This window comes from Shouchella tritolerans (assembly GCF_025770735.1).
Taxonomy (GTDB): domain Bacteria; phylum Bacillota; class Bacilli; order Bacillales; family Bacillaceae_D; genus Shouchella; species Shouchella tritolerans.
This window is the reverse complement of record NZ_JAODPB010000008.1, coordinates 13,498-27,415: the sequence shown is the minus strand read 5'-3', so window position 1 is coordinate 27,415 and position 13,918 is coordinate 13,498. Positions and strand designations below refer to the sequence as shown.

The 13,918-nt window shown below is 42.6% G+C and carries 14 protein-coding genes; 4 read left to right on the top strand and 10 right to left on the bottom strand.

Annotated features, from left to right (window positions below; translation table 11 throughout):
• Positions 1–16: 16 nt before the first annotated feature.
• Complete coding sequence (locus N6H06_RS19790) at positions 17–424, bottom strand: helix-turn-helix domain-containing protein (protein WP_062750088.1); 408 nt, start codon at positions 422–424, stop codon at positions 17–19.
• Between the two features lie 372 nt (positions 425–796).
• Here N6H06_RS19790 and N6H06_RS19785 point away from each other — a divergent pair, with 372 nt between their 5' ends.
• On the top strand, positions 797–1,330 hold the full coding sequence (locus N6H06_RS19785; protein WP_263707800.1) for a GNAT family N-acetyltransferase: 534 nt from the start codon (positions 797–799) through the stop codon (positions 1,328–1,330).
• Positions 1,331–1,614: 284 nt separating this feature from the next.
• Here the strand turns inward: N6H06_RS19785 and N6H06_RS19780 are convergent, their stop codons facing one another.
• From N6H06_RS19780 to N6H06_RS19765, 4 genes are read right to left on the bottom strand one after another with little or no spacing between them, the layout of a single operon-like run.
• Positions 1,615–2,442 carry a carbohydrate ABC transporter permease gene (locus N6H06_RS19780; protein ID WP_263707799.1) on the bottom strand — a complete coding sequence of 276 codons (828 nt, stop codon included), beginning with the start codon at positions 2,440–2,442 and terminating at the stop codon, positions 1,615–1,617.
• The gene (locus N6H06_RS19775) at positions 2,442–3,350 is read right to left on the bottom strand and encodes a carbohydrate ABC transporter permease (RefSeq protein ID WP_263707827.1); all 909 of its coding nucleotides are present in this window, start codon (positions 3,348–3,350) and stop codon (positions 2,442–2,444) included. The genes N6H06_RS19780 and N6H06_RS19775 overlap by 1 nt, the downstream gene beginning before the upstream one ends.
• Before the next feature lie 40 nt (positions 3,351–3,390).
• The gene (locus N6H06_RS19770; RefSeq protein WP_263707798.1) at positions 3,391–4,749 is read right to left on the bottom strand and encodes an ABC transporter substrate-binding protein; all 1,359 of its coding nucleotides are present in this window, start codon (positions 4,747–4,749) and stop codon (positions 3,391–3,393) included.
• Between the two features lie 22 nt (positions 4,750–4,771).
• The gene (locus tag N6H06_RS19765; RefSeq protein ID WP_263707797.1) at positions 4,772–6,697 is read right to left on the bottom strand and encodes a glycoside hydrolase family 127 protein; all 1,926 of its coding nucleotides are present in this window, start codon (positions 6,695–6,697) and stop codon (positions 4,772–4,774) included.
• Positions 6,698–6,843: 146 nt separating this feature from the next.
• On the opposite strand from N6H06_RS19765, the gene N6H06_RS19760 reads away from it, so the two are divergent.
• Positions 6,844–7,752 carry an AraC family transcriptional regulator gene (locus N6H06_RS19760; protein ID WP_263707796.1) on the top strand — a complete coding sequence of 303 codons (909 nt, stop codon included), beginning with the start codon at positions 6,844–6,846 and terminating at the stop codon, positions 7,750–7,752.
• A 214-nt stretch (positions 7,753–7,966) separates the two neighbouring features.
• Here N6H06_RS19760 and N6H06_RS19755 read toward each other — a convergent pair whose 3' ends face one another.
• The 5 genes from N6H06_RS19755 to N6H06_RS19735 all read right to left on the bottom strand — a co-directional run bounded on the left by N6H06_RS19755 (position 7,967) and on the right by N6H06_RS19735 (position 12,155).
• Positions 7,967–8,197 carry a hypothetical protein gene (locus N6H06_RS19755; RefSeq protein WP_263707795.1) on the bottom strand — a complete coding sequence of 77 codons (231 nt, stop codon included), beginning with the start codon at positions 8,195–8,197 and terminating at the stop codon, positions 7,967–7,969.
• Between the two features lie 4 nt (positions 8,198–8,201).
• Entirely contained in the window at positions 8,202–9,551 is a 1,350-nt protein-coding gene (locus tag N6H06_RS19750; RefSeq protein WP_263707794.1) for a TRAP transporter permease, read from the bottom strand.
• A 20-nt stretch (positions 9,552–9,571) separates the two neighbouring features.
• The gene (locus N6H06_RS19745; RefSeq protein ID WP_263707793.1) at positions 9,572–10,438 is read right to left on the bottom strand and encodes a DUF1932 domain-containing protein; all 867 of its coding nucleotides are present in this window, start codon (positions 10,436–10,438) and stop codon (positions 9,572–9,574) included.
• Positions 10,439–10,460: 22 nt separating this feature from the next.
• Positions 10,461–11,126, bottom strand: a complete 666-nt coding sequence (locus tag N6H06_RS19740) for an RraA family protein (protein WP_263707792.1) — start codon at positions 11,124–11,126, stop codon at positions 10,461–10,463.
• A 168-nt stretch (positions 11,127–11,294) separates the two neighbouring features.
• Entirely contained in the window at positions 11,295–12,155 is an 861-nt protein-coding gene (locus N6H06_RS19735; RefSeq protein WP_263707791.1) for a MurR/RpiR family transcriptional regulator, read from the bottom strand.
• A 302-nt stretch (positions 12,156–12,457) separates the two neighbouring features.
• Between N6H06_RS19735 and N6H06_RS19730 the strand changes: the two genes are divergently transcribed.
• Entirely contained in the window at positions 12,458–13,159 is a 702-nt protein-coding gene (locus N6H06_RS19730; RefSeq protein WP_238583367.1) for a lantibiotic protection ABC transporter ATP-binding protein, read from the top strand.
• 3 nt (positions 13,160–13,162) lie between these two features.
• A complete protein-coding gene (locus N6H06_RS19725) occupies positions 13,163–13,918 on the top strand; it encodes a lantibiotic immunity ABC transporter MutE/EpiE family permease subunit (RefSeq protein WP_263707790.1) in 756 nt (251 codons plus the stop codon).

The window sequence follows — 13,918 nt, the reverse complement described above, 5'->3', positions numbered from 1 at the left end:
GAAGCACTCTTCTCATTTATTTGTCACGAGTGGAAAAGAAACGCTTTAATGAAATGAGCAGACCGTCAAAAAATAAGAGAAGGACCAACCCGATCGATATTAAAATCCAGGAAGTGCTTCCTTCAAACGCTAAACCGCCAATTAAAATAAGAATCATCCCTAAATAAAAAGCAATTTCTTCTTCGCTGTTCCACTTCTTAGCGGGAGTGGGTTCCGCTATTAGTTCGCTCTCCTTTAATAAATAATCGGTCGAAACATCGAATAATTCACTTAGGCGAACAATATTTTGGATATCCGGCAACCCTTTGTCTGTCTCCCATTTCCATACGGCTTGCCTGGAAACGTTCAATTCTTTCGCCAATTGTTCTTGAGAAAATCCTTGTTCTTCACGGAGCTGTTTCAGTTTACTTCCAAAAGAATGCATGTTTGCTCACCTCTCTCCCTATGATAGCAAATATAACATCATCGTGTACGCTACTTGCCGTTTACCAATGACAACGATCGGTTGAAAACCTGTTTACAGCCGTTTTGCATAGCCGATTATGTAGCTGTTTTACCGAAGTTGATGATGATTGCAGGGCGAAATGAGCCGTATTCGGTTTGACGAAATATCCTTTCCATTTCTTTCTTTTTTGCATTGGCCGCTTTTTTCTACTCCGCGAATATTTCTGTTCGCTTGGCTCGCTCCTACCGACTGCGCTATACTGTAAAAGAACATAAAGCGAGGTGAACGATGCCAGATAGCCTAAGTTGCCTTTTCTAAGACTATTTCTTCATAAAGGAGCTGCTAGGCATAATGAACTCATTGAAAACAAACCGCCTCTACCTTCGGGAATTGGCAGACAAAGATGCCACCGAGTTGTTCACCATTTGGTCAACGCCGGCGGTCACAAAATTTATGAATATCGTTCCGTTAACGGAGGTCACACAAGCAGAAGACATCATTAAGATGTTTGCACAGCTAAGCAAAGAAAAGAAAGGAAACCGATATTCGATTTTTCTCGCTGAAACAGGCAATCTGATTGGCACTTGCGGCTTTAACCAGCTTGATGCTGACAATGACAGGGGCGAAATTGGGTATGAATTAGGGGAACCTTATTGGGGCCATGGTTATATGAAGGAAGCGCTCATGAAATTGTTGGAAGTCGGCTTTGCTTCATTTGCATTAAATCGGATTGAAGCAAAAGTCGAACCAGAAAACAGCGCCTCGATTGGCTTGTTAGAGAAAATCGGCTTTCAAAATGAAGGGCTTTTGCGACAGTATGAAAAGGCAAAAGGTCGGTATATTGACCTTTATTTGTTTAGTTTATTAAAGGAAGAGTGGGCTTAAGCCCACTCTTTGTTTTTTCGTTTTCTCGCGCTTCGGTAATGATAACTGCCCCTAACGATGTTGAGTATACACAACCCGCCAAAAATGACAGCGAATGAAAGCGGATTTTCCAACAGAAAGAGTGAGCCAACAGCAACAGCCAGACAAACCGCTGCGCTTAGAAAATAAACATGATGTCGAACGATTATGATTCATCCCTTTGTGGCCTTTTTTGTTAAACGCCTCGTTTATGCACTTCGACATGGTCGTACAGGCTCCTCTAATTCGTTGAACACTGTCCTCTCTTATCCTTTGATGCCAGTTAGCGTAACACCTTCGACAAAATACTTTTGCCCAAGAAAGAAGACAAGAATCGCTGGCAACGTCATGACAGTCGCAGCAGCCATAATTAAATTCCAGTCAGTTGTATACGTGCCTTGAAGCTGCAAAAGGCCGAGTGCCAGTGTAAACAATGACTCGTCATTTAAGTAAATCAATGGGCCGAAAAAGTCATTCCACACATTCGTAAAGGTAAAAAAGGCAACAACTAGTAGAGCTGGCTTGACGAGGGGCAGGAGCACGAAGGCAAAAATTTGCAGGTAATTGGCGCCATCGATTAATGCTGCTTCGTCCAGTTCTCGGGGAATGCTCATAAAAAATTGCCGCATCAAGAAGATGAAGAAGCCGCCACCGCCAAAAAAGCTTGGGAACACAAGAGGCCAATACGTATTAATGGCGCCAAGCTCCGTCCAAAGCATGAAAGTTGGGATTAATGTGACGGCAGGTGGGAGCATCATCGTGGCAATAATGAGTGTAAACCAAATATTTTTCCCTGGAAATTGAAGGCGTGCAAAACCAAAACCGCACATGCAACTTGTCAACACTGTCCCGATTAGGACAGGAATAAGGATAAACAGTGTATTTTTCACATACAAGCCGAATTCAACCACTTCAAAAATTTCGATAAAATTGCTCCATAGCCAATGATCCGGCAAAATTTTCGGCGGAAATTGGAAAATTTCAGAAGAGGTCATGAGCGCACTTCGTACCATCCAGAAAAATGGCAGCAACGACAGAGCCGCTCCGAAAAGCAACAGGCATAAAGCGACGATTTTCCATCCCCGACTTCGCATTATTTGCCACCTCCGTAGAAAACCCAGCCTTTGCCCCATCTAAAAATCAACACCGTGAACAACGAGACAACTAGGAACAAAATCCACGCTAACGCGCTTGCATACCCCATATTGCTGTGGACAAATGCTTCTCGATAAATTAAATATACATAAAACAAACTTGCGTTATTGGGCCCTCCCTCTGTCATAATGTAGGCTTGATTAAACGTTTGAAATGCGCCAATGAGCCCCATAATCAAATTGAAGAAAATGATCGGCGAAATGGCAGGCAGTGTCACAAAGCGAAACTGATGCCAAGCATGACCGCCATCCAACTCGACTGCTTCCAATTGATCTTTGGGGATTTCTTGGAGACCGGCTAGAAAAATGAGCGCCGCACCGCCGCAGCCCCATACGCTTAGCAAAATCAGCGACGGGATAACCGATGCCTCGTCATAGATCCACATAGAAGCAGGGAGCCCAAAGAAGCGGAGAATGCCATTGAGCAGGCCAAATTCTGGATTAAACAACCACATCCATAAAATGTTCGCTGCCACTGCTGGCACAAGCACAGGCAAATAAAAGAGCGTCCGCCACAGACCTTGCCCTTTTATCTTCATGTTCATAAGCAGAGCGATCAACAAGGCAGCGACAAGTGTAGCAGCCGTGCTGGCAAACGCAAAATACAACGTAACGACAAGTACTTGCTTAAAATAAAGATCTTCTGTGAAAATGGCCATATAATTGTCGAACCCAATCCAATTGATTGTGTCCGCGATCACTTGGTAATCGGTAAAGCTCAAAACCAAGCTGGCAACAATCGGGCCTATCGTCCAAACGAGCAAGCCCAAAATCGCTGGCAGCGTAAACAGATAGCCAGCAATATGCTCTTTTCTCGCAAACCGAGTCGTTTTTTTCCTAGCCCCCATCGACGGTTTCACCGGTTCAATGTCCACATTTGCCCCCTCCCTACTCATATTTGTCGCCAAACTGGCGTTTCATCCTTGGCATAATGTCTTCATGGACGACTTCCTCTGCTGATTTGTTGTTTAGCCATAGCTGGTCTAGTGCAGGTGAGATGATGTCGCCTGCTTTTTGCCGATCATCCCAAAAATAATTTGGGTTTTGGACAACATAGTCTTTAGCCCAGTCGATCACTGCCTCTTCGTATTCAGGTGGATGAATCGGCGTGCCGATCCAGCGCTCTATTTTTTCACGATCATCGTACCAGGCTGTTTCATTTGGCATCCACAGCCCTTCATTAATAAGCATCAACACATTTTCTGGATCCATGATGTATGTTAAAAACGTATCAACGGCTTGCCTATGCTCGCCTTCCTTCCCTGTCTCAAAGGCAACAATCGGCGTGCCGTAATTGGTCGTTGCTGGTTGTTCAAAATACGGCAGTACGCCGATGCCAAAATCCAAGCCGTCCTCGACACTCGCCCGACCCAGCTCCTGCATCGCCCATTGGCCGTCAACGGCCATAGCGACACGCTTTGTTAAAAGTGCCGTGTCTGTCGCTGGTACGGTTGATAAATCAGACGGTTTCGGCATGACATGATGCACATACATTAAGTCGGCAACGCGCTGAAGCACTTCAATTGATTCAGGTTGATCGATCAACAACTCTTTGCCTGTTTCATCAACAAAACCGCCGCCGTTGCTGAATAAGAAAGAGTCGATCCACCCCGTAAAATTGCTGACGCCGTATGTTTCAATCCGGTTCTCATCAAAGCCAGGCTCATTCGCCCTCCGTCCGTTCCGGTCAACCGTGAGCATTTTGGCGACTTCGACAAATTCATCCCAGCTCCATGCCTCTTCTGCTTTTGTCGGCGGCAGTTCTACTCCCGCTTCTGCAAACAATTGTTTGTTGTAATAAATGTTTATCACTTCATTCGCAACGCTGCCCCCAGCAATCGGTCCATCATGAAACTGGTATAGCGTATAATCGAGCTTTTCGTTTGCTTCGTCTCCTGTCAACAATGGCGTCAAATCGCGAAGCATGCCGTTTTCCACCCACGGGTACAAGCTGCCCTCTGGAAAATAGCCAACGTCGGGAAGTGTTTTCGATGCAGCCATCACATTCATTTTCTCCACATAGCTATTAATCGGGACAAGCTGTGCCCTCACTTGAATTCCTGGATGCTCGTTATTAAATGTGGCAATTAATGTTTCAACTGCTTCCCGCTCTAGCGGCCCACCCCAGTAAGTAAAACGCAACTCTACTGGATCATTGGTGCCAACGGAAGCATACAGGCAGCCGGAACAACTAAAGGCGGCTAGAAGCGTGACAACATGACAGGCGTCCTTTAACCGACCTTTCATTGACCTTTCCTCCTTTCAAAAGCTATATATGGCGCAGCCAAACAGCCATCTCGCCTTCGCCACGGTTTGCCCAGGCATAATAAGGGATGAACTGCAATGTCACTTCTTCTGTTTGCAACGCCTCTTTAGGCAAATAGAGAGACTCGTTTGCATTGGCGGTGATTGTACGAACGCCTTTTCCCTTGAGCACGATCACGCCGTTTAAGCGATTATCAGCAAAGGACGCGTCGATGTTTTCCTCGCAGCGGATTGCCACACTTTGCAAGTTGCTGCCGTTGTCTGCTTCTTCTGCACAAAATACGATAGGTCCCCGTTGCAGCGCAATTTTGCCAGCGTTGGCTCTTACCTGGGGATGGGCATGGATCACTTTCGTTTCCAGCGGAAACTGGATCGAAATATGGTCGCCTTTTTGCCAAGTCCGCTCCACGTAAGCGTAGCCGTTGCGGACTTCCACATCGACAAAGTTGCCGTTGACAGTGAGTTGATAATCGCTTGCCCAGTTTGGAATACGGAAGGCAAGCGTAAATGGCCTGCTCGTGTCTGGGTTCACTTCCAATCCCACCTCTCCCTCCCATGGAAAGGAAGACTTCATTTTCAGTGTCACTTCACCTGAACCGATTGTTAGTGTCGATTCGTTTCCGATGTAAAGGTGGATAAATCCAGTTTGATTTTTCGTTGTATAAATGTATTGGCCGATAGAAGCTAGCAGCCTCGCTATATTTGGTGGGCAGCATGCACAGCCGAACCACGGTTGGCGCTCTGTTTTTACATGCTTTAAATCGTGGCGGTGCTTGGCAGCTTGTGGCCACACTTCAAGGGGGTTCACGTAGAAAAACTTCGTCCCATCAAGCTGGATGCCGCTGATGGTGCCATTATAGAGCGCCCGTTCCATGACATCGCCATAGCGGCTGTCTGCTTCAAGTTCCAGCATTTTTTTGGACCAAAAAACTAGCCCGATCGAAGCGCATGTTTCTGTATAAGCCAAATCATTTGGCAAATCATAAGCAAACGTAAATGCTTCACCAAATTCTGCCGAGCCGATGCCGCCTGTAATATACATTTGCCGGTTGGTCACATTGTCCCAGAGCGTTCGGCACACTTTCGCCAACTGTTCATCATTTGTTTCATTCGCTAAATCAGCCATGGCCGTGTACATATAAACCGCGCGAACGGCGTGGCCTGTTGCTTCTTGCTGCTGCCGTACAGGTAGGTGTGATTGTGAATACTCGTATCGACCGCGGTACCAAAACGTTCCGTCCTCGCCTCGTTTTTTTGCTTCCTCGTCGAAAAAATGGGGCTCCTTTCCCCGTTCTTCTATAAAAAACTGCGCCAACCGCAAATAGCGTGGTTCTCCTTTAACGCGATATAATTTTAATAACGCAAGCTCGATTTCTTGATGGCCGTCATAGCCTCTAAGTTTCCCAGGTTCAGGGCCAAACACTTGGTCAATTAAATCGGCAAACTTGCACACCACATCCAAAAGCGCCTGTTTGCCTGTCGTTTCATAGTAAGCGACTGCCGCCTCAATCAAATGCCCGGCTACATAAAGTTCATGATTGTCACGCAAATTGGTCCACCTTTTTGTCGGTGTTTTGATCGTATAGTACGTATTTAAGTAGCCATCCGGTTGTTGGGCACGGCTAATAAGTGCGATGAGTTCATCACAGCGTTGCTCCAGCTTAGGATCGGGCCTTTCGGCAAGTGCATAAGCGGCGGCCTCAATCCACTTGGCAACATCGCTGTCTTGGAAAACAAAGCCGTGAAATTCGCCCTCCGCTTCACCAGCAGCGATTTTTAAGTTTTCGATCGCATGGCTCGGCGCCGCTCCTTCTATGTCATCATGCAATGCTCCCCATTGGTAAGGAATAACCTTTTCCTTTACTACGTCAATGTAACGGCCCCAAAAATCGTCAGTTACGCGCATATGGCGATTGCGTTGTTCAAGCATTGTCATCCTCCTTTTGTTGTAAGCCCTTTCAAAAATGATCATACCAAGCCTTGTTTTTGCTGTCGGTAGCAAGGAAATAAGAAAAGGTGGACTTTTCCGCCCTTCTTTCGTACGATGGAAAAAAATACGGGGAGGCCAACTTATCCATGGAAAGCGACTATTTAATGATTCATGCATTAGAACCCGTTCGTTACGCATCGGCTGGGCGAGTCGAAACAATGAAGCCCTTTTGCCATCCTACCCGCACTCTGGACAGCTACGTATTGTTGATCGGCATTCGCGGCTCTTTGTTCATTGAGCAAGAAGGCCATCTATACGAAGTCGGTCCTGGCCATACGCTGCTTTTAAAAAAAGGCATTAAACATAGGGGGATCGAACCGTCTAAACCTGGCTTGTCCTACTATTGGTTTCACTTTAATTTAGACAATCATCGTGCAACGTATCTAGACAAAAAACAAATGGACGAACAGATTATGCGCTTTCGCCAAGAACCGTACAGCCATATTCTTGCTTCGTTCATTTTTATACCGACGTTTTTCAAGTCGCCAGAAATCGAAAGGCTGAACATTTTGTTTAATCAACTAACAGACCTTGCCCAAGGAGGTTGTCGCACTCATTTAGGCGCCAGTTATATCATGACGTCATTGCTGATTGAATTATCAGAACAACTGATTGCCTCTTATGCTTCGCCTCTTACGAAAACGAGCCTTCAACGCGATTTATCCCACATTATGGAATGGATTCGGGTATATGCGAACCAACCTCTTACCGTTAAGCGCGTCTCCGATCATTTTAATTACAACCCAGACTATTTAACGCGGCAGTTTAAACAACATATTGGCATGTCTTTGCAAAAATACATTACACTCGTCAAAATGACAAAAGCAAAAGACATCCTATCGCGGACGAGGCGAACGATTAAAGAAGTTGCTGCTGACGTCGGCATCCAAGACGAAAAGTATTTTATGCGCCTCTTCAAAAAAACGGAAGGCATGACGCCGACTGCATTCCGCAAAGCGTTTTATCGAATCCATTTAACGAATTTAAGGGAGTAAGCTTTACTCCCTTATATATTAGAGATATGAAAAGAGGCGAGCTACAGCTGATTGGTCTTTCTCATCCAAGTTTGTTAGTTAGATCATTAAATTGTTTAACGAGTCTATTTAGGCGTTTGCGATTCGCACATTTGGTGTTTTTGCTCTTGATTAAAACTCAATTACATAAAGAGTCTGTATCTGTAGGTAGTAATTCAAACTTCTACATTCTCTATCAATTACCACTCGTATCTTTATACGCTGGAAAGTATCCAAGTACAAAAGCAATACCAGAAAAGATGGCCGCCAAAATAATGGTTGGTCGCTTCAACCATTCACTACTTAAAGTCACTAACTCACCATTACCACTAATAAGACCAATTATTTGACCAAATATCATTGTTAGAGCTAATAAAACCGATACTATTAATGATACTGTAAACAATTTTTCTAAGACCGCTTGCATAATCCTAACCTCCCCAAATTGGCAATATTCCCATTGCAATGAACCATCCTATCAGAATGACAGGAAGAGCATAGTAAAATATTAACATTGCAAATGTCTTTTCTGGCTTGGCCCCAACAATACCAGAAGCAATGTAAATTGATCCTGATGCTGGAGGCATTTGTGCAGAAGTGGAAGCAAAAGTCATAACTACCACAGCTGATATCAATGGTGAAAAACCAGTAGATACTAATATTTCATAGGATACTAAGCCAACTGCAGTAAGTGTCCCCGTCGATGTTAAAGGACCTGCAATAGCTGTTATCCCAATTCCTAGCAAAATGACTGTCAGCCAAGCAGGTGTATTGGCCGCATTCATTAATTGGACAATATTCTCAGATAGCCCTAACGCCGTTAATACCTCACTTGAGGCAACAGCAAAGAATATTAAAGAGCCAATGACAGTAAAACGGGGAATTGAATTCTTTACAAACGTAAATAAGTCTTTTGTTGAACTTGGAACTGATTTTCTGGCTATTAGAAATGATATGACGATCATTAGTGTCGGAATCCAAATGACAATATCAATACTTTTTAACACTTCTTCACCCAGAGCAGGGATAGTTTTTAAATAATCGGCTAATGGGCCAATTGTTAAAATTAAAGGAATGATAGCACCTAAATAGATTAACATTGAACTCCAGCCATTTTTTAATGAAACTCTTAATGGATCTAATGCTTCAGCCGGGAACGCTTTAATATTTTGTTTTTTCACAAAGTAACCAATCAAAATTAATCGGTGGAGAAACTGATAGGCCCCTGCAATTAACAACGCAATATAAAATTCCCCTGTTGTGATGGCTGCTGCCACAGGTGCAAACCCTAAAATAATAAACATTGAGGTAGTAGGCGGCAAAACAGAAGCCATTCCACCATTCCCAACCAACACTGATGCAGCTATTTCTTTGTTCCACTTGTTTTTAAGCATCCACGGACCCGTAATAGATCCAGTTGCTGCTGTATTTCCTGAATCCCCTCCGGATAAGGTTCCCATTACCGAAGAACCAACGGCATCCATAACTGCCGGGGCTCCTGGGAGTCTTCCAACAAGTGAGTTTAAAATAGCTAGAAGCTTCTCAACAATACCGAATTTATCAATAACGTAAGCCATAAATATAAAGGCAATTGCCGCATAGAGGACAGAGAATGTAGAAGCAAACGTAATTCCTCTTACGAATAAAGTAAGGGTTTCCGTTCCGCCTAAAGGCACAATTGCCACAAAACCAACTAACGCAGCCTCACCAAGATTTCTTTTCAGTTTGATACTCCAAAAAATTAATACGCTTACAAAAATAACAAGGGCAATAATACCCATTATAACCCCTCCTCACATTTTTACTTATGTCTTAACGTTCGCATAACTTCTTTCCAATGTTGTGGCTCTCTTCCAGCGAATTTCTCTTTTATATTTGAGTTTGTTATTTCAACGAGCTTATTACGGGTTGCCTGTGTCATTTGCGGTACCACTTTATTTTCAATTAAAAACTCCATTACATTGTCCATTTCTTGTACTCGTCTTTCTGAATGGAGTACGTTACTTGTAATCAAGCGATTTAAAATAACCTCAAAAGGTTCATTATCGATTGTACTTGTAATAGAAGCGAGTATTATATCGTCTAACTCTAAGCTATCTGCTATTTCCATAACCTCGTGAAGGAGTGTAGAAAGCCCCTTAGTGAAGATGCTTCGAATAAATTTAATATTAGTCGCATCACCAACGTTTTCACTTATACAAGTAAGATTCATATCAAAGCTTTTTCCCCACTTTTCAAACCCCAGTGCCCCTGCACCGCTTATCAACATCGGAACCTTTTGCTGATTTCCTTTTAGTGGTCCCATAATTGCACCGTCAATGATCCCATTTCGAATAGGCATCTCTTTACTAATCTGCTGCTTCATTTTTGAGCTTGCAGTCGTTAGATCTACACATAATGTTTTTACATTCAAGTATTTTCCAATTGAGCTCCAAGCGTCATGTGCGTACAAAGCAGGTACAGCGACAAATAAAATATCTAATTTGTTTTGAACGACTTTTATTGGATCATCTACGAGATTAACATTTGCTTCCTTTGCCCTTTGTCTTGTCGCTTCACTTTCGTGTAATGGGTCATAGACATAGATTGTTTGACCGTTATCATAACTCTGAAATCCCTTAGACATTTCATATCCTACTTCACCAAATCCTATAAAACCTATATTCATCGTTTTAACTCCTTTGTTCTTATCATGATAAGTTGAATTTCTCCATCTTGCCCTGAAGCCAATCTGGTTTAATAGATTGAGCGTTGTTACTTTCTTGCATGTTATAAGTATTGATTTTATCTAAACGCTTTTTTTCATAGGCTAATTTCTTTTCAGCCTTTTCTAGAATGCTCTCCGCATCAGCTCGAGGAACCACTACTACCCCATCTTCATCTCCAATCACGTAATCATAAGGAGATACAGTGGCACCTGCACATGTGATGGTACAATCAAACGCACCTGGCCCTTCCTTACTTGGTCCAGTCGATATAAATCCTTTTGCATAAATTGGGATATCTAATTGAGAGAGCTCTTTTTTATCTCTAACTAGACCATCGATAATGATTCCTTTAATGCCTAACTTTTGCGCTGCTCCTGCCATAAGCTCGCCTAGATAAGCCGATTCTTTATAATCTTTACCGTCCACCACAATAATGTCTCCAGCCTCTACTTGATACATAGCATAGTGTAAAAATAAATTATCACCAGGTGGCACAGAAACAGTTCTTACTTGACCTACTAAGGGTGCCGACAAATTTATGGGCTTCATACGATAATCCATAACATTCTTAATTTCCATAACATCAGCAAACACAGAAGAACCAATGCTTTTCATCCTGTTTATTACGTCGAAATTATTTTTGTCCATTTAAACCACTCTCCGTAATTTTTATTACCTATTAAATAAAAAAAATAATATTTATTACTATAACAAGCATTTGATTAGGTGTAAACCCTTTCATCTTTATTAATAAAAATAAGCTCTTCAAAAGACTGTGTTGTCCTTTAAAGAGCTTGTTATCAGGCAAGCAATCAATTACTCTTCTAAAGCTTGATAGTGGTATTGAGTGTTTGTTAGAATTCGATTGATTTGATCCAGGCGTTTTTTAGTTGCCTCCGATTGTTCAATTGCTGTAGCTGATATCAGATAATCAGCCACAACCATAGCTACTATAGGTGAGTTGTGAAAGGCTAAACTATCTGAGTTACAAGGTAGGACCACGTCAGCATATTCTACTACCGGAGATGAATAACTATCTGTAATAGCCACAATTTTTGTCCCTTGTTGTTTTGCAATCTTCATATAGTGAATAATTCTTCTTGCATATCGAGGAAAACTAATAGCTATCATTAAATCACTCGGTTGCATTGTAATGACATCATCTACCCAATCACTTGTTGTGTCAGCAATCATAAGTTTACAATTCCCAACCGTTCTATTTAGTCCTTGTTTTAAATATTGAGCAACAGGTAATCCACTAAGTACACTTGTACAATACACACGTCTTGAGAAAATGATTTTTTGAACAACCTCATCTAATTGAGATCCTGATATATGTCCCATCACAGATTGAATTTGATGAAGGTGATGGTTAATTGTATTCCCCCATAAATCATTTTTATCCAAATTCTCTAAATTAACCTCTAAACGTTGGTGAGGAGCTGTTAGTTCTCTAATTAATTGTTGTAACCCCTCTTGAAAATCACTGTATCCTGAATAACCTAATCTAGAAGTTAATCTCATTATTGTCGTTGTACTTGTTTTCACACATTGAGCCAATTGATTTACAGTCAAAAAGGCAACTTCTGAAGGGTTTTTTAATATATAATCTGCCACATTTCTTTGAGCATTCGTCAGTTCGGGTAGGCTTTCTTTTAATCTAATTAATGGATCCATAACAATCTCCAATTTTGATTTTTTTCCAATAGTATACCATATGTATCTAGGAGCATGAGAGATATAGCAGGTTCTAGTAATTAATTCTTCCATTAGAACGTATACAATGCAATACCAGCGCCTTCCACAAGGGAAATCAGCTCTTTCATCGACTAATAATGATTGCTGCCTCTTTCCTGCTTGAGGTCACGGAGACCTGTTTGTAAGAAATTGAATGTTCCCCCCATTTCTTGATTAATTATTGATAAATATCCGCTATCCTTATCTCAGTTAACCGATGATATGGAAAAGGAGAGGTCTTTGTGAGCACAATCATGTTAGAAACGAAGCAGCTAAGCAAACGCTTTGGCAAACAGGCAGCTGTAGCAGATGTATCACTACGCGTACCAAAAAACAGCATCTATGGGTTGCTTGGCCCTAATGGTGCAGGAAAATCAACAACGCTAAAAATGTTAACGGGCATTTTACGCCCCAGTTCTGGGGAGATTTTATTTGACGGCAGCAGCTGGAACCGGTCTATGTTAAAAGACATTGGTTCTCTGATTGAAGCCCCGCCCCTTTATGGCAATTTAACAGCATTTGAAAATGTGAAAGTACATGCCTTATTGCGGGGGCTTCCTACACAACGAATCGAGGAAGTCCTCCATACCGTCGATTTAACCTATACTGGCAAGAAAAAAGCTGGCCAATTTTCGATGGGAATGAAACAAAGGCTCGGCATTGCCATTGCTCTTTTGAACCAGCCGAAATTGCTCATCCTTGACGAGCCGACGAACGGATTGGACCCACTTGGCATCCAAGAATTAAGAGAGCTGATTACGTCTTTTCCGCAAAAGGGCATGACCGTCATTTTATCAAGCCACATTTTGTCGGAAGTCCAATTAATGGCAGACCACATTGGCATCATAAGCGAGGGGCGCCTCGGCTACCAAGACAGCATCAAAGGCGAAGATGACTTAGAAAGTCTGTTTATGGAAGTTGTAAAAACAAACAGGAGGAAATAAACAATGTTCATCTCATACATGAAAGCTGAAAATCTAAAGCTAAAAAGAACATTTGCGCGAAAAATGATTGGCATCGTTCCGCTTTTAGCGGTTGCTTTTTCTTTTATCATGAACATGGAATACTTTGTGTTTCTCACCTTCAATTGGTGGTCGATTTTGTTTATGCCGATGATGATTGCTTTGTTCTGCGCTTTGTGTCACATACGGGAAAAACAGGCATCCAACTACAACGGCATCTATTCAGCCCCTGTCGATTTGCGGCTCGTTTGGCTAGCGAAAGCAAGCGTTATTGCCCTTTATTCCCTTGCTTCACAACTGATTTTTCTTGTGGTCATGTTTGTAATCGAAATGGTTTTCCCGCTATTTCCAGTCGGTCCTTTCCCTGTTATCGCTGCTTGCTTCTTACTGTGGGTGACGACATTATGGCAAATTCCGTTTTGTCTCATGCTTGCTAAAAAATTCGGCTTTGCTGTTTCCCTAATCGTCAACCTTTTTGGTTGCCTAATATTCGGCATTATCGCTGCCTCGAAAGCTTACTGGTGGGTATGGCCGTGGAGCTGGCCGATTCGAACAATGAGCCCAACGATTGGCATCCATCCAAATGGCTTACCCCTTGAAGAAGGCGACCCATTGCTTAGCACGACAGTCATCCCAATCGCCATCATTCTTTCTTTATTGTTGTTCGCGGTATTGCTTGTGATCTCTCAAAAGTCATTCTCATTCGCTGTTGTGCAGAAGTCGAAACAGGAGGTGGCATAA